Raw genomic sequence first — 16,848 nt, forward strand, 5'->3', positions numbered from 1 at the left:
GCGTAGCGCTTTCCCTAGACTAGGCCGAGCGCAGCTTTGACTTGAGCGATACAACACCGCCATCCTTGCGATGGGCGCGCGCCGGAGTGCGCTTGCCGTGGCCGGTCAGGTCGTCGAACGCCTCGATCGGTGCCGGCTTGCCGAGATAGTAGCCCTGGCCGATTTCGCAGGCTTCCGCGTCCAGGAACTTCAACTCGCCCAGCGTCTCGACGCCTTCGGCAAGAACCGGCAGGCCAAGGCCGCGCCCCAGCCCCAACACGGCGCGCACGATGGCCGCGACCTGGCCGTTGGTGTCCACCGCCTTGATGAAGGAGGAGTCGATCTTGATCTTGTCGAAAGGGAAGGCGCGCAGGTTGGAAAGCGAGGAATAGCCGGTTCCGAAATCGTCCATGGCCACGCGCACGCCAAGTGCCTTGACCTGCCGCAAGGTTGCCAGCGCACGCGGCATGTCCTTCACCAGTGCGGTTTCGGTGATTTCGAGTTCCAGCCTGGCGGGGGCGAGGCCGGTTCTCAGCAAGGTCTCGTGCACCTTGCGGCCGAAATTGGGATTGTGAAGTTGTACCGCGGAGACGTTGACGGCGACCGCCAGCGGATTTTCCCAGCGGGCGGCTTCCTCGCAGGCCGCGTCGAGCACCCAGTCGCCGATCTGCCCGATAGCGCCGCTGTCCTCGGCCACCGGGATGAATATGCCTGGGGGAACGTCGCCGCGCCCTGGATGGCGCCAGCGGATCAGGGCTTCGAAGCCAACCATCTTGCCGCTGCTGATCTCCTTCTGCGGCTGGTAGACGAGGTAGAATTCGCCGCGCACCACGGCCTGGCGCAATTCGTGCTCCATGACCCGCTTGTCGCGGGCCTCGGCGCCCATCGACGCCTCGAAATAGCGATAGGTATCCCGGCCTTCGGTCTTGGCGCGATAGAGTGCCGTGTCGGCATGACTGATCAGGCTGGTCTGGTCCTCGGCATCGAGCGGATAGATCGCGATGCCGATGCTGGCCGAGACGAGGCCGCCGCCGACCGCGCCCCGGTTTTCCCCGCGCATGGCGGCGAGCAGTGACCCGGCGATTCGGCCAGCCGCCTGCGGGTCGGGCAGGTCGGGCGCGATGACGGCGAATTCGTCGCCGCCGAGGCGCGCAAGCATCTGGCCGTGGCGCAGAACGCCGGCCGCGCAGGTCGCCACTTTCTGCAGCATCGCATCGCCGGCGCCATGACCGTAAAGGTCGTTCACCTCCTTGAAGCGGTCGAGGTCGAACAGCAGAAGCGCAAGATGCCGGCCTTTGACGCCCTTGCCGGTATTGGCGATCCTGGTCATGGATGCGATTTCCGCGTCAAGACGGCTGGAGAAGGAACGGCGATTGGCAAGCCCTGTCAGCGGGTCGAAATGGGCGAGGCGAAGGATCTCCTGCTCCGCCTTCTTGCGTTCGCGAACGTCGCGGACAGCGATGACGTTGTGGGGCTTACCGCAATAGTCGATGCTTCGGGCGATCAGCTCTACGGGAATTCGCGTTCCGTCGCGGTTCCTCAATTCCGCCTCCCGCGGCTGGCCTTCCAAGCCGGCCGCGTCGGCTGCAGTGCGTTCGTCGAAGAGCTCGCCCAGATCCGTGCCGGCAAGCATTGCCGCCGGCGTGCCGGTCAGCTTGCCCATGCTGTCATTGGCACTGACGATGCGGTTGCCGTCGCAGACGATCAGGCCTTCCACGGCGGCATTGGCCAGGCCGTGCATGCGGTCGACCTCGAGCTTTTGGCGACGGAAGCGCAAATCGATCCACAGCGCCGATGCCGACAACACCAGGATCACCAGAGTGGCGGCCGCGGCCGCGAAAGCCTGCGAGGTCGGCTCGATCGTGTATTCGGATATGACGATCGAGGAATCGGGAAAGATCGAGACCGCACCCATGCCGATGAAATGCAAGGTGCAGATCGCCAGCGTCAGCAGCACCGCGCCGGCGGATGTCGCGGCCAGGGAGGGGCGGCGCAGCACGACACGCAGCGCCAGCGCCGCGAGCGTCACGCCAGCCAGCAGGGAGACGGCGACAAGCAGCAGGTTCCACTCGATCCGGCCCTGGACCTCGAACGCCGCCATGCCGATGTAGTGCATGGCGGCGATGCCGCCACCCAGAACGGCGCCACCGACGAGATGATAATCGAGCTCGTCCCGCAAGGTGGCGATCCACATACCGGCCGCCGTCAGCGTGACCGAGGCAGCGAGCGAGAGCACGGAAAGCGCCGGCTCGTAGGCACTGGGAATGCCCGGCGTGAACGCAAGCATGGCGATGAAATGCGTTGCCCAGATGCCGAAGCCGGTCGACGTGGCCGCGATCATCAGCCAGGCAAGCCTGTTCCGGTCCGCTGAGCGGCTGATGTGGCGAAGCAGGCTGACAGCAGAGAAACAGGAAATTCCGCAGATCAGTGCGGCGAGCGCGACCAGTCTCAGATCGTGCTGGTTCACGATGCAATTGTAGACCGTCAACATCTTATTTCCCCAAGCCCACCGGAGATAAGAAACGAAATATGACTGATTAATGCTTGGCTGTTGAAGGATCGATAAGTCCGCCTGCAACCGTAGCGTGCTTTCTCGGCGCAGGCGTCAGCTGCCGCACCGACATTTCATGACCCCTTTAGTCGGATAATCATGGCTGCCGGTCATGGTCTTTACGCCCTCAACAGACGCCCTAGCTAGAAAGGCGCCGGTGTGACGTTTTGATGCCGGCCAAGCCGCCGAAGGCGAGGAATGAGCAGCTGTGCAAAGGCCGGAGGCCACAACAGAACTGTCACATACCTTCTCTAAGAGAGCGGGCAAGGACTTGCGCAAGACCCTTGTCTCTAGCCACTCAAGAGGGAAAACCCATGACCATGATCAAGCGGGGCTTTGCTGCCCTTGCCGCTGGCGCGCTCAGCACCGCGCTCGCAATGCCTGCCTTTGCAGAGCCGGTAAAATTCGATTTCTGGTTCGGCCTTTCAGGCGATCTCGCCCGTGTCGTCGACACGATGTGCAAGAACTTCAACGCTTCGCAGTCCGATTATGAGGTGGTCTGCACCAGTCAGGGCAATTACGACGCCACGCTGCAGAACACCATCGCTGCCTTCCGTGCCGGCAAGCAGCCGACCGTCGTTCAGGTCTATGACGTCGGCACCGCCACCATGATGCTGTCGGGCGCCTACAAGCCCGCCGACAAGCTGATGGAAGAAAACGGCTACAAGATCGACTACGCCGACTATTTCCCCGGTATCGCGCGCTATTACGCGACGTCGAAGGGCGAAATGCTGTCCTTCCCGTTCAATTCCTCGACCGCGCTGATGTACTGGAACAAGGACGCCTTCGCCAAGATCGGCAAGACCGAAGCGCCAAAGACTTGGGAAGATGTCGGCGCCGACCTTCAGGCCATGAAGGACGCCGGCTATGAATGCCCGATGGCGATCAACATCTCGGCCAACGAAAGCTGGCAGCTGATGGAGCAGTTCTCGGCCATCCACAATCAGCCGGTCGCCACCAAGAACAACGGCTATGACGGCCTCGACGCGCGCCTGGAAGTCAACAAGACCAAGTTCGTCCAGTACGTCACCGACTTGAAGAAGTGGTATGATTCCGGTCTTATCAAGATCAAGTCCAAGGACCTCGGCCAGGACATGGTTCAGGCCTTCGCCTCGGGCACCTGCCAGGTCATCCTGACGTCGGTCGGCGACCACGGCACCGTCGGCCGGACCCAGAAGGAAGGCATGAACTGGGATGTTGCCGAACTGCCGGTCTATGCCGGCACCGAGCGCAAGAATTCGCTCGTCGGCGGCGCTTCGCTGTGGGTTCTCTCGGGTAAGTCGGATGCCGAGTACAAGGGCGCGGCCGCGTTCCTCAACTTCATCCACGATCCCAAAACGGCGCTGTTCTGGTCGACCAACACCGGCTACATCCCGGTGACCAAGTCGGGCTTCGACTACATGAAGGGCCAGGGCTTCTACGACAAGGCGCCCTACAAGGGCCGTGAAACCGCGATCGCCAGCCTGACCGCGTCCGAGCCGACCGAAGTCACCCGCGGTGTGCGCCTGGGCAACTTCACCCAGATCCGCGCCGAGTTCGGCACGCAGATGCAGGCGATCTTCGCCAACAAGGTCAGCGTCCAGGAAGGCCTCGACACGCTGGTCAAGAACGGCGACGCCATCCTCGACCGCTTCCAGCAGACCTATCCGGGTAAGACCCTGCCCTGATCCCGGGTAGCGGAAGGGCCGTCCGTCCAGATTCGACGGGCGGCCATTTCGTATATTAATCTCATCTTTGCTCTAAGTGGCCGTTGTGCGGCATCGGCGGACCGATGGAAAAACGCGTTACCTTCAGCAGTTGGACGATCGGCATCCTTTTCGCGGTGCCGCAACTGCTTCTTATCTTCACCTTCTTCTACTGGCCGGCCGGCCAGGCCGTATACTGGTCGCTGACGTTGCAGCAGCCCTGGGGCGGTGGCAACATCTGGGTCGGGCTCGACAATTTCCGCTCGATCCTGGCCAACGCCGACTACTGGAACTCGATTACCGCCAGCCTCGTCTTTGCCGGCATCAGCACCGGGCTTGCGATGTTCATCGCGCTCGTGCTCGCCGCCTTGACCGATCGGCAACTCGCTGGCTCGCGCCTCTATCGCGTGGTGCTGATCTGGCCCTATGGCATCGCTGCGCCCGCGCTGGCGCTGGCGTTCCGCTTCATCCTGGCGCCGGAGGCGGGGTTCCTTTCCGTCGTCAACCGGATGTGGCCGGGGATCTGGGATCCGGGTCTCGATGGCGCGGATGCCATGGCGTCGATCATCGTCGCCTTCTCGTGGAAATATGTCGGCTACAACTTCATCTTCTTCCTCGCCGCGTTCCAGGCCATACCCCGCTCGCTGATCGAGGCCGCCGCAATGGACGGTTCGGGCGTCATCAGGCGTTTCTGGGACATCCAGTTCCCGCTGATCACGCCGACGATCTTCTTCCTTCTGGTCATCAACATCACCGAAAGCTTCCAGGATTCCTTCGGCATCGTCGACATCATGACATCAGGCGGGCCGGCGAACGCAACCAATCTGATGGTCTACAAGATCTATTCCGACGGCTTCAAAGGTCTGGATTATTCGGGTGCCGCCGCGCAGAGCATCATCCTGATGCTGCTTATCATCCTGCTCACCATCTTCCAGTTCCGCTTCATCGAGCGGCGCGTGCACTACGGGTGAGGATGACATGGTAGAGCGCACCCCATTCCTCAATTTCTTCACGCATCTGATCCTGTTCATCGGCTTTGTCTTCTGTATCGCGCCGTTCCTGATTGTCGCCATCGCCGCGTCCCACAACCTCAAGGATGTCAACGATGTGCCGATGTCGCTGCTGCCGGGCAGCGACTTCTGGGTCAACATCAAGACGGCTTGGGTGACAGCCGATCTCGGCCCCAAACTGCTCAACAGCTTCATCGTCGCCGGCGGCGTGGCGGCGGGCAAAGTGATCATTTCGGCGCTCACCGCCTTCTCGATCGTCTATTTCCGCTTTCCCGGCCGGATGTTCATGTTCTGGCTGATCTTCATCACGCTGATGCTGCCGCTGGAAGTGCGCATCGTGCCGACCTACGCGGTCGTCGCCAACGTGCTGTCGCCCTATCAGGCCATCCTCGATTTGACAGGCTTGAGCTGGCTGATCGAGAAGGTGTCGGGGGTGCAGGTCTCGCTCAACCTCGGGCTGCTCAATTCCTACCCCGGACTGATCCTGCCGTTGGTCGCCACGGCGACCGGCACATTCCTCTACCGGCAGTTCTTCCTCACCCTGCCGGATGAACTGACCGAGGCGGCGCGCATGGACGGGGCCGGGCCACTGCGTTTCTTCATCGATGTCCTTCTTCCGCTGTCGCGCAACAATATGGCCGCTCTCGGCACCATCATGTTCCTCTGGGCCTGGAACCAGTATCTGTGGCCGCTGCTCATCACCACCGACCAGTCGCATGCGATGGCAGTGACCGAGTTAAAGCAGCTCATTCCCAATGTCGGCGGCACTCCGGAATGGCATATTGCCATGGCAGGCACGCTTATCATCATGCTGCCGCCGCTGCTTGTCGTGGTGCTCATGCAACGCTGGATCGTGCGTGGCCTGATCGCCACCGAGAAATAACAGGAGACAAACAATGGCCTCCATCACCATTCGCGGTGTCAAGAAGAATTACGCCAAGACGCAGGTCGTGCACGGTGTCGACCTCGACTTCGCCTCGGGCGAATTCGTCGTCATTCTCGGGCCTTCCGGCTGCGGCAAGTCCACGCTGCTGCGCATGATCGCCGGCCTGGAGGAGATCTCCGACGGCACGATCGCGATTGACGGCACCGTGGTCAACAAACTGGAGCCGCGCGAGCGTGGCTGCGCCATGGTGTTCCAGAACTACGCGCTCTATCCGCATATGAGCGTAGCGCAGAACATCGGCTATTCGCTGAAAGTGGCCGGCGTTCCCGCGGCTGAGCGCACGCAGCGCATCCAGGCGGTCGCCCGCACTCTGGAGCTCCAGCATCTGCTCGACCGCAAGCCGATGGCGCTTTCCGGCGGCCAGAGGCAGCGTGTCGCCATGGGCCGCGCCATGATCCGCGAACCCAAAGTGTTCCTGTTCGACGAGCCGCTGTCCAACCTCGACGCCAAGCTGCGCGTCCAGATGCGCTCCGAAATCCGCAAGCTGCATCGCCGGCTCAACGTCACTTCGGTCTTCGTCACCCACGACCAGGTCGAGGCGATGACACTGGCCGACCGGCTGGTGGTGATGAATGGCGGGCGTGTCGAACAGGTCGGTACACCGGCGGAAGTCTACAGCCGTCCGGCCAGCCGCTTCGTTGCCACCTTCGTCGGCGCGCCGGCGATGAACATTCTGGAAGGCACGGTCGAGCTCGACGGGCTGTCGCTGCTTGGCGGTAGCCGCCGCCTGACGATGGCACGCGCCGGCCTGCCGGTCGGCACCAAGGTGGCGATGGGCATCCGGCCGGAAGCCGTCCGTCTGGTGGCTCCGGACACGGCCGGCGCGCTCAATGCCACCGTCGACCTGGTCGAGGAACTTGGCGCGGGGCGGGTCATCTATGTCGATCTGGACGGTGCGCCGTTTTCGGTGATGACTTCGGAGGCTGTGCACCTGGAGCCTGGCACTACTGTTGGTCTCAAGATTTCGCCCGAGGACATGCATTTCTTCTCGTCGGAGACGGGAAGCCGCCTCGATGTGTTCAAGGCGTCCGTCCCCGAGCCGGCGCTCTGATCTTCAAGCCTGAGCCGTAAGCCTTCGGACGCTCAGGCGAAGACATGCGCCTTTCCCGACACGGTCAGCCGCACGATCTCGCCGACCGCCGGCGCGTCCATGCCGGATTTGCGCAGGATCAGCGGCGTGTTGCCGATGGCGGCGGCGTCCGGCGGGTCGGAATTGTTCAGGAGCCGCACCGCGATCGTGCACGTCGAGCCGGCGAATTCCGATTCCGTCACCTCGCCGAACGGCATGTCCGATGTACCAGACATGCCTTCGCGCGACGTTCTTTTCAATGCGATCTGCTCCGGCCGCAGCATGATGCGGGCGACATCGCGCCGCTCCTTTGTGTCGACAGCGATGCGGCCGAGAGATGAGTTGGCGAAGCCATCTGATATCTTTGCCGGCAGGATGATGGCGTCGCCGAGGAATTCGGCGATCATCCTGTCCTTCGGCTTGAGGTAAAGGTCGCGCGGCGTGCCGACCTGCGAGAATTTTCCGTCGCGCATCACCGCCACCTGGGCAGCGAAGGACAGCGCTTCGGCCTGGTCATGCGTCACCAGGATGGTGGTGATACCGGCCGCCTCCAGAAGTTCGGCCACCGCCTTGCGCATCGAGGCGCGCAGGCCAGTGTCGAGTGCCGAGAACGGCTCGTCGAGCAGCATCAGCCTCGGCTTCATCGCCATGGCACGGGCGAGCGCCACGCGCTGCTGCTGGCCGCCGGAAAGTTCGTGCGGACGGCGCTTGAGGATCGCCTTGTCCAGGCCGACGATATAGGCGAGCTCTACGATGCGCTCGGCGCGCTTGTCCTCGTTCCGGCCCATGCCGAAACCGATGTTGTCGCCAATGGTCAAATGCGGGAACAGGGCGCCGTCCTGCGCCACAACGCCGATGCCGCGGCGATGCGCCGGCACCGCCACACCGCCATTGGCCAGCGCCTCACCGTCGAGCGCGATGCGGCCCTGGTCGGGTGCCTCGAAGCCGGCGATCAGTCGCAGCAAGGTGGTTTTGCCACAGCCGGATGGTCCGACGATCGCCGTGCGGCTGCCGCTGGCGACGCTCAGGTCGACACCGGCCAGCGCGGCGACCGGGCCGTAATGCTTTTTCAGGCCGCTGATTTCGAGAAAGCTCATCGTCCGGCCATCCGTTTCGACTGGACATAGAGCAGCCAGGTGAGGGGGAGCGACATCGCTACCATGATGAAGGCGTAAGGCGCCGCAGAGGCATAATCAATCTCGCCACTATAGGACCAGAACGCCATCGCCAGGGTCCGGGTGCCGTTTGGCGCCAGCATCTGGGTCGCGGTCAGCTCGTTCATGATGCCAAGCGCCACCAGCGCCATGCCGGCCGCGGCTCCGGGCGCCGACAGGCGGATGGTCGTCGACCACAGCGCGTTGAGCGGTGCCCGGCCGAGGCTGGACGCGGCTCGCTCGAGCTCGACCGGCGCCTGCGCGATCGAGGCGCGCAGGCTGACCAGCGCGCGTGGCAGGAACATGAGTGCATAGGCGACCAGGATGGTGAACAGGGTCTGATAGAGCGGCAGGGCGATGCGCACGGTGATGGTGACGAGCGCCAGTGCGATGACGACACCCGGCAGCGAGCCGACGATGTAGTTGCAGCCCTCCAGCAAGCGCTGCAACGGTCCCGGGGCGCGGATCGAGATCCAGGCCATCGGCATGGCGGCGACAGTGGCGAGCAGGGCGCCGGCGAGCGCCAGGAACAGCGTCTGGCCAAGCGCCAGGCCGATCTCATCGAGGCGCCACACATCTGTGCCGCCGGCGGCAAGCCAGCGGCCGATGGTGACGAAGGGCACGCCCAGCGCCAGCAGCGTGGTGACAAGAAGCAAGAGGAGGCTCGGGATGGTGGCGCGTCCGAGATTGGCGCGCTGCTGATAGCGGGCGGCACCAGAGCCGACACGGGCATAGCGCTCCTCGCCGCGCACCAGCACTTCGAGGCCCAGAAGCACGAAGCAGCAGGTCACCAGCACGCCGGCCAGCATGTTGGCGGCCGGTCCGTTGAAGGTCGACTGGAACTGGTCGACGATCGCCGTGGTGAAGGTGTCGAAGCGGATGAAGACATAGAGGCCGTATTCGGCCAGCAGATGCAGTCCGACCAGCAGCGAGCCACCGCAGATGGCGAGCCTGAGCTGCGGCAACACGACACGCCAGAATACGCGCCACGGCCCAAGGCCAAGGGCTGCGGCCGCATCCTCCAGGGCAGGATCGAGGCGCCGCAGCGCCGCCGATATGGGCAGATAGAGGAAGGGAAAATAGGCGATGACGGATACCAGCACGCCGGCCCACAGGCCATGCAGCCCGGGCACCATGGTGATCCAGGCATAGGAATGCACGAAGGCGGGAATGGCGAGCGGCGCCACGCACAGCCAGGCCCACAGCCGGGCGCCAGGCAGGTCGCTACGTTCGGTCAGCCAGGCCAGCGCGACGGACAGCACGATGGCGATCGGCACGGCCAGCAGCACCAGCAGCGTGGTGTTGACCAACAGTTCGCCGACGCGCGGCCGGAAGACAAGCGCCGAGACGGTGTCCCAGCCGGTCTGCACCGCGATCCAGATGATGAAGGCGAGCGGCAAAAGGGCGAGCAGCGAAACGGAAATGGCGGCGGTGATCAGCCAAGGCGCCACGCGCCTTCGAGCCCTTCTGCCAGTGCCCGAAGGCAGGCCCGAGCGCGTGAGATCGACCGCGGACTGCATCACGTCAGACGCCGTGCCGCTGCCGTCCAGCGGCAACTTTTGAAGGACCACGGTTGCGGTCAGGAATGCAGCGTGTCGTCATCGACGAAAATGCCATCTCAAAACAAAACGCTCCCGCGGAAGGCAAAGTCCCGCGGGAGCACGGTCTGACGTCCTTATCAGGACGAACGGCAACTAAAGCAAGCCGGCTGCCGTCATCAGGTCGGTGACCTTCTTGGAGTTCAACGTCGTGGCGTCGACCTTCGGCGCCTGCAGCTCAACCAGCGGCACCAGCTTCGGATTGGACTCGGCCTCCTTGCCGACCGCGTATTCGAACGACGTACCGTTCTTCAGCACATCCTGGCCGCCCTTGCCGGTCACAAACTTCAGGAAGGCCTGGGCTTCCTTCGGATGCTTGCTCGAGGCGAGCACGCCGCCACCGGAGACCGAGACGAAAGCGCCCGGATCCTGGTTCTTGAAATAGTGCAGCGCAACGTTCTTGCTGTTCTCGCCGGTCTTGGCCTGATCGCCGAAGTAGTAATAATGATAGATCACGCCGCCTTCGATCTCGCCGGCGTTGACCGCCTTCATCACCGTGCTGTTGCCCTTGTAGGCGGTGAAGTTTGTCTTCATGGCCTTCAGCCAGTCAGCCGTCGCCGCCTCGCCCTTGAGCTGCAGCAGCGCGCTGACGATGGCCTGGAAATCGGCACCCGAGGGCGATGCCGCCCAACGGCCCTTCCAGCTTGGGTCGGCAAGATCGAGCAGCGACTTGGGCAACTGGTCGGTCTTGAGTTTGGTCGTGTTGTAGGCAAAGACGGTGCTGCGCGCGGCCACACCCACCCATTTGCCGCTGGTTGCCTGATAGTCCTGCGGCACCTGAGCCAGCGTGTCGGCGTCGACCGGCGCGAACAGGCCGGCATTCTCGACCAGCACCATGGCGGGTGAGTTTTCGGTCAGGAACACGTCGGCGGGCGAGGCGGTGCCTTCGGCGACGATCTGGTTGGAGAAGTCGCTGTCACCGCCATTGCGCAAGGTGACCTTGATGCCGGTCTCCTTGGTGAAACCTTCGGCCCATTCCTTGGCCAGGCTTTCGTGCTGGGCGTTGTAGACGATGATGCCGGCATCCTCGGCCATCGCCGGGCCGGCGATCAGGCCAATTGCCAGCGCCGTCGCGCCGACGAGCGTGGAAAGCGTGTATTTCATGGTGTCGTCCTCGATCTGGGGTTTTGGCACGAGGCCACCTATCGATACCTGACCACGATAGTCAACATTGATGATCTCGCTCAGGCACAAACGTTGGCCTCAGGCGATTAATCCACCGGGTGCAAAATAACGGCGATTGGCCCGATGAGCGTTGGCGCGCCAAGGGAATCCGGGCTCCCCTTGCTGGAAGAAGCCCGCGGACCGACCGTCATCGGCTCACATCGACCTGTCAGCAAACTTTCGTGACTTGCCCGTAATTTGGCTTGGACATTATTTCGCCGGCCACGTAACAAATCAGTGCCGAGGCACGAAATCGGGGGAGTGAACTCTTGTGAGCGGCAAGGACGAGGCCGAGCTTTCCCGGCTGTTGCGGGCCGCGATCGCGGGAGATGAAAGGGCTTACGCCGACTTTCTGCACCGGATTGCCGCGTTGGTTCGCGGTTTTGTGCGGCGCAAGATCGTGCAGGGCGGAGTCGATCCCGAGGATGTCGTGCAGGAAACCTTGCTGGCCATTCATGTGAAACGGCATACCTGGCGCCAGGACGCGCCGGTGCTGCCGTGGATCTATGCGATCGCCCGCTTCAAGCTGATCGACGCGTTCCGGCGGCGCGGCCGGCGCATCGAGATCGATGTCGACGATATCGCCGAGACGTTCGCCGAGCCGGAGCCCGAAACCGTCAGCGAGCGTGACATCAACAGGGCTCTCGACGGCCTGTCGCCGGCACAGCGTTCCGTGGTTTCGGCTGTGTCGGTGGAAGGCCGATCCATCGGCGAGACGGCCGCCAAGTTCGGCATCACCGAGACGGCGGTGCGTGTGTCGCTGCATCGCGGACTTGCCGCCATAGCCAAGCGTTTTGGGCGGGAATGACATGAGGACCGAGGATCTCATCAGGGCGCTCGACGCCGATGCAAGCAGCAAGGCGATGCCGCTGCGCTCGGCCTGGTGGCTGGCGGCTGGCGCGGCCATTGTCATTGCGGCGGTCGTTTTCCTGCTGACGATCGGTCTGCGCCCCGATTTCATGGTGGCCGCGCACACGATGCGCTTTCTGTCCAAATTCGTTTTCACCATCGTGCTGGCCATCAGCGCCTTCGCCCTGATCCGTGCCTTGTCGACACCGGGTGCGGCGACAGGCCGGGCGATGGCGGGGATGATCGCGGCGCCGCTGCTGGTCGCCGTTGCGGTGGTGCTGGAGCTCTTCATGGTGCCGGAGGCGTTGTGGGGCACGCGCATGGTCGGCTCCAACATGATGATCTGCATGGGCTTCATCCCGCTGATAGGCATCGGCCCGCTGGCCATTTTCCTGTGGATGCTGCGCTATGGCGCGCCGACGCGGCCGGTGCTTGCCGGCGCGGTGGCGGGGCTGCTTGCCGGCGGGCTGGCGGCGACCTTCTATGCCGCGCACTGTTTCGACGACTCACCGCTTTTCGTCGCCACCTGGTACACGATCGCGATCGCGGCCCTTGCTGTGCTTGGCGCGCTGGGCGGGCGGTTTTTCGTGCGCTGGTAGCTGGGTACCTGCGACCATACCTCGTGCATACCGATCCTTAATCATGCCGGCAATTGTTTGCCGGTTCTCCATATCGCCGGTACCCCAGGCGCAACCTTTCCTTAAAATCGATCCTTCAAGGTTTTGACGGGAAAAAGCGATTGCCCACGGGGGTGGCACAGATCGTGACATTGCGAGGAATGATCGGGCCGAGGCCCCACAAACAGGCAGCGCCGGCGTTGCTTGTGGCCGGTCTTGCCGTGGTGGCAGCCTCCCTCATGCTGCCGAGGCTTGAGCTTGGTGCGGACACACTCAGGCTTTGTCTTCAGGTGTCGGTCGCCGTTGCCGCCGGTGCGCTTTTCCTCGCCGGCCTGTTTGTCGTCCGCATCTCCGACGACCGGCGGCAGATCGCGCAGAGCGAGCAGCGGTTCCGTCGGGCCATGCAGGATTCGGCGATCGGCATCGCTATTGTCGGGCTGGACGGGCGCATTCTCGAAACCAATCCAGCTTTCGCCGCCATGCTTGGCTACAGCCGCGAGGAGATCGAGGCGCTGACCTTTCTTCAGATCACCCATCCCGACGACCTGCAGATCGGACGCGAAACGATGGACGGTCTGAAGGCCGGGACCGTCAATGCTTTTCACTTCGAGAAACGCTATCTGCGCAAGGACGGCACGCCCGTCTGGGCACATCTTGCCGGCTCCGTCATTCGTGACGAGACAAGCGGGCGCCCGCTCTATCTCGTCTCGCAGATCGAGGACATCGACGCGCGCAAGCAGGCCGAGGCGCGCATTGCCGAGGCCGAAACGCGGTGGAATTTCGCGCTGGCCGGCGCCGGCCAAGGCGTCTGGGACCTCGACATCCGCAGAGGCGGCACCACCTATTCCTCCACCTGGGTCAAGATGCTTGGCTATGCGGATGGTGAACTCGATGGCGACCCCGATCGCTGGCTGACGATGATCCATCCCGACGACCGCGAGGCCGTCGCCGAGGCGGACCGCGCCCATCTCGACGGCAAGACCGAGTTTTTTGAAGCCGAGTTCAGGATGCGCCACAAGGATGGTCAGTGGGTCTGGATCCTCGATCGCGGCAAAGCCATCGAGCGCGACCGGGACGGGCGTCTGGTCAGGGCCATCGGCAGCCTGACTGACATCACCCGGCGCAAGCAGGCCGAAGAGCGCCTGACGGTGTCGGCGGCGATGCTGGCCGACGAGAAAGAGCGGCTCAGGGTGACGCTGCAGTCGATCGGCGATGCCGTCATCTGCACCGATGCGGCGAACCGCGTCACCTTCATGAACCCGGTTGCCGAGAAGCTGACCGGCGTTTCCGGCGCGGCGGCTCTCGGCAAGACGCTCGGCCATGTCTATTGGGCGGTCGACGAGGAGACGGGTCACAGGATCGGGGTGACACGGCCCGCGATTGGCGCGGAAGCGCCCTCCGATCAGAACAGCCGCGCCGTGTTGATCCGGCGTGATGACACACGCTGCAGCATCCGCCAGGTCGTGTCGCCGATCATGAATGAACGCAGCGAATTCTGCGGTCTGGTCATCGTCTTCCAGGACTTCACCGATGCACGTGCGCTGCAGCGCCAGCTGGCCCACGCCGCGGCGCATGATGCGCTGACCGGCCTTGCCAATCGCTCAAGCTTCATCCGTACCATGGAGGGACTGGTCGATCAGGCGCGCAAGGACGGCACGACGGCTGGGGGCGGCCATCAGTTCATGTTCATCGACCTCGACCATTTCAAACTGGTCAACGACACAGGCGGTCACGCCGCGGGAGACGCCTTGCTGAAGCGGGTTGCCGAGGCGGTGCGCGGCGTGCTTGGTCCTGAAGACATCGTCGCGCGCCTGGGCGGCGACGAATTCGCGGTCATCCTGAAATCCGGTTCGACCGCCGGCGCCAGGATCGCGGCACGCTCCATCATCGATGCGATAGCCGGCCTGAACTTCACCTGGGATGGCCGCCAGCACGCGATCGGCGCCAGCATCGGCCTGGCGGCGATCTGCGCCAATTGCGGGGAAGTCGACGAGATCATCGCCAAGGCCGACGCCGCCTGCTACGTGGCCAAGGCCGCCGGCCGCGGCTGCGTTTCCGTGGCGCCAGACGGCAAGATCGCCGACGACAGGTCGGTGCCGCCCACGCCGCTGGCTGCGGCGTCGTAAGCGGACGCGTACCTCTTTTTGACGCAATTCCCAAGGGAAAGCGCGATGCGTTTCCCCGGGAAAGCCGCTTCAAACTTTTCCTGGAATTGCTTTATCGCGTCGGGACGGGATGCTCGCCGCGATAATCGTAGAAGCCGCGCCCGGTCTTGCGACCGAGCCAGCCGGCCTCGACATATTTGACCAGCAGCGGGCAGGGGCGATACTTCGAATCCGACAGGCCGTCATGCAGCACCTGCATGATCGACAGGCAGGTGTCGAGGCCGATGAAGTCGGCCAGCTGCAGCGGTCCCATCGGATGATTGGCGCCGAGCCGCATGGCAGTGTCGATGGCGTCGACCGAGCCGACGCCCTCATAGAGCGTGTAGATCGCCTCGTTGATCATCGGCAGCAGGATGCGGTTGACGATGAAGGCCGGGAAATCCTCCGAGACCGTGATCGTCTTGTCGAGCTGCTTCACATAGGTCTTTGCCGCCTCGAAGGTCTGGTCCTCGGTGGCGATGCCACGCACCAGTTCGACCAGCTTCATCAGTGGCACCGGGTTCATGAAATGTATGCCGATGAAACGCTCCGGCCGGTCGGTCTGCGCGGCGAGCCGCGTGATCGAGATCGATGAGGTGTTGGTCGCCAGGATCGCTTCGGGATTGAGCTGCGGACAGAGCTGCGCATAGATCTTGCGCTTGACCGTCTCGTCCTCGGTCGCCGCCTCGATCACCAGGTCGGCGCCGGCAAGATCGGCCATCGTCGGTGCCGAGGCAATGCGCGCCATCGCCTGGTTGCGCAGCTTCTCGTCGAGCTTGCCTGAGCCCACCTGGCGGGCCATGTTGCCGCTGATGGTGGCGATGCCCTTCTCGATGCGGTCAGGCGATATATCGTAGATGAGCACCTTGAAGCCTGAAAGCGCGGAGACGTGGGCGATACCCCCACCCATCTGGCCCGCGCCGATGATGCCGATCGTCTCGATCTTGCTCATTACACCGATCCCGTCCGGAGCCCTTCCGCCTGAATTGCGGAAGCGCCCCACCTTTTTGTTTTATTGCAATTCCGGACGCAAAACCGCTGGAATTGCTTTGGCCTCTGCGGCCTGTTTTTGTGCAGTGCAAACTAAAAGGGCGGGGCGACTTCGTCTACCCCACCCCAGGCATTTAATACGCTTTGTCCGAAAGCGTCAAAGCGCCTTCTGCAACTCCGGCAAGATGACGAAAAGATCGCCGACGAGGCCGTAGTCGGCAACCTGGAAGATCGGTGCCTCCTCATCCTTGTTGATGGCGACGATAACCTTGGAATCCTTCATGCCGGCGAGATGCTGGATAGCGCCGGAGATGCCGACCGCGATGTAGAGATCGGGGGCGACGACCTTGCCGGTCTGGCCGACCTGCCAGTCGTTCGGAGCATAGCCGGCATCCACCGCCGCGCGCGAAGCACCAACCGCCGCACCAAGCTTGTCGGCAACCGGCAGGATGACCTCCTGGAATTTTTCCGCCGAGCCGAGCGCGCGGCCGCCGGAGATGATGATCTTGGCCGAGGTCAGTTCCGGACGGTCGTTCTCCGACAGCTTGTTCTCGACGAAGGTGGACAGGCCGGGATTGGCCGCCGCGTTGACTGTCTCGACCGCAGCGGAGCCGCCCTCTGGTGCCGCCTGGAAGGAGGCGGTGCGCACGGTGATGACCTTCTTGGCGTCGGTCGACTGCACCGTCTGGATGGCGTTGCCGGCGTAGATCGGCCGCTTGAAGGTATCCGGCGAGACCACTTCGATGATTTCGGAGACCTGCGCGACATCGAGCAGGGCGGCGACGCGTGGCGCGATGTTCTTTCCCGACGAGGTCGCCGGCGCGATGATGGTGTCATAGCCGCCCGCGAGCGACACAACGAGTGCTGCCGTCGGTTCGGCGAGGCGCTCAGTGAGTTCGTCGGCTTCTGCGAGCAGCACCTTGGTCACGCCCTTCAGCTTGGCGGCGGCTTCAGCAGCGCCCTTGGCGCCCTTGCCGGCCACCAGCACATGCACGTCGGAGCCGATCTGCAGGGCTGCCGACAGCGCCTTGGCGGTCTGGTCGGAGAGCGTTGCGTTGTCGTGTTCGGCGATGAGGAGAATTGCCATTTTAT

The 16,848-nt window shown here is 63.4% G+C and carries 13 protein-coding genes; 7 read left to right on the forward strand and 6 right to left on the reverse strand.

What is annotated here, in order from left to right:
- Positions 1 to 19 precede the first annotated feature (19 nt).
- Positions 20 to 2,470 (reverse strand): sensor domain-containing diguanylate cyclase, encoded by a 2,451-nt coding sequence (locus EB235_RS09330; protein WP_027031258.1) that lies wholly within the window; start codon positions 2,468 to 2,470, stop codon positions 20 to 22.
- A gap of 374 nt (positions 2,471 to 2,844) precedes the next feature.
- Between EB235_RS09330 and EB235_RS09335 the strand changes: the two genes are divergently transcribed.
- From EB235_RS09335 to EB235_RS09350, 4 genes are all read left to right on the forward strand, one after another.
- The gene (locus EB235_RS09335) at positions 2,845 to 4,197 is read left to right on the forward strand and encodes an extracellular solute-binding protein (protein WP_032925578.1); all 1,353 of its coding nucleotides are present in this window, start codon (positions 2,845 to 2,847) and stop codon (positions 4,195 to 4,197) included.
- Positions 4,198 to 4,301: 104 nt separating this feature from the next.
- Positions 4,302 to 5,186 (forward strand): carbohydrate ABC transporter permease, encoded by an 885-nt coding sequence (locus EB235_RS09340; protein WP_027031256.1) that lies wholly within the window; start codon positions 4,302 to 4,304, stop codon positions 5,184 to 5,186.
- Between the two features lie 7 nt (positions 5,187 to 5,193).
- Entirely contained in the window at positions 5,194 to 6,108 is a 915-nt protein-coding gene (locus EB235_RS09345; RefSeq protein WP_027031255.1) for an ABC transporter permease subunit, read from the forward strand.
- Positions 6,109 to 6,121: 13 nt separating this feature from the next.
- Entirely contained in the window at positions 6,122 to 7,222 is a 1,101-nt protein-coding gene (locus EB235_RS09350; RefSeq protein ID WP_027031254.1) for a sn-glycerol-3-phosphate import ATP-binding protein UgpC, read from the forward strand.
- A 32-nt stretch (positions 7,223 to 7,254) separates the two neighbouring features.
- On the opposite strand, the gene EB235_RS09355 is transcribed toward EB235_RS09350, so the two are convergent.
- The 3 genes from EB235_RS09355 to EB235_RS09365 form a co-directional block, all read right to left on the reverse strand.
- Positions 7,255 to 8,337: an ABC transporter ATP-binding protein gene (locus EB235_RS09355; protein ID WP_027031253.1), complete on the reverse strand. Its 1,083-nt coding sequence runs from the start codon at positions 8,335 to 8,337 to the stop codon at positions 7,255 to 7,257.
- Positions 8,334 to 9,914 carry an ABC transporter permease gene (locus EB235_RS09360; RefSeq protein ID WP_027031252.1) on the reverse strand — a complete coding sequence of 527 codons (1,581 nt, stop codon included), beginning with the start codon at positions 9,912 to 9,914 and terminating at the stop codon, positions 8,334 to 8,336. The genes EB235_RS09355 and EB235_RS09360 overlap by 4 nt, the downstream gene beginning before the upstream one ends.
- Positions 9,915 to 10,088: 174 nt before the next feature.
- Complete coding sequence (locus tag EB235_RS09365) at positions 10,089 to 11,096, reverse strand: iron ABC transporter substrate-binding protein (protein ID WP_027031251.1); 1,008 nt, start codon at positions 11,094 to 11,096, stop codon at positions 10,089 to 10,091.
- A gap of 331 nt (positions 11,097 to 11,427) precedes the next feature.
- Between EB235_RS09365 and EB235_RS09370 the strand changes: the two genes are divergently transcribed.
- The 3 genes from EB235_RS09370 (at position 11,428) to EB235_RS09380 (ending at position 14,748) form a co-directional block, all read left to right on the forward strand.
- Complete coding sequence (locus EB235_RS09370; protein WP_027031250.1) at positions 11,428 to 11,964, forward strand: sigma-70 family RNA polymerase sigma factor; 537 nt, start codon at positions 11,428 to 11,430, stop codon at positions 11,962 to 11,964.
- A gap of 1 nt (position 11,965) precedes the next feature.
- Entirely contained in the window at positions 11,966 to 12,604 is a 639-nt protein-coding gene (locus tag EB235_RS09375; RefSeq protein ID WP_027031249.1) for an NrsF family protein, read from the forward strand.
- Positions 12,605 to 12,783: 179 nt separating this feature from the next.
- Positions 12,784 to 14,748: a PAS domain S-box protein gene (locus tag EB235_RS09380; RefSeq protein WP_051429688.1), complete on the forward strand. Its 1,965-nt coding sequence runs from the start codon at positions 12,784 to 12,786 to the stop codon at positions 14,746 to 14,748.
- A gap of 91 nt (positions 14,749 to 14,839) precedes the next feature.
- On the opposite strand, the gene EB235_RS09385 is transcribed toward EB235_RS09380, so the two are convergent.
- The gene (locus EB235_RS09385; protein WP_027031247.1) at positions 14,840 to 15,718 is read right to left on the reverse strand and encodes a 3-hydroxybutyryl-CoA dehydrogenase; all 879 of its coding nucleotides are present in this window, start codon (positions 15,716 to 15,718) and stop codon (positions 14,840 to 14,842) included.
- Between the two features lie 195 nt (positions 15,719 to 15,913).
- Complete coding sequence (locus tag EB235_RS09390) at positions 15,914 to 16,843, reverse strand: electron transfer flavoprotein subunit alpha/FixB family protein (protein WP_027031246.1); 930 nt, start codon at positions 16,841 to 16,843, stop codon at positions 15,914 to 15,916.
- Positions 16,844 to 16,848: the final 5 nt, after the last annotated feature.

The sequence above is a fragment of the Mesorhizobium loti R88b genome, assembly GCF_013170845.1.
GTDB classification, from domain to species: Bacteria; Pseudomonadota; Alphaproteobacteria; order Rhizobiales; family Rhizobiaceae; genus Mesorhizobium; species Mesorhizobium loti_B.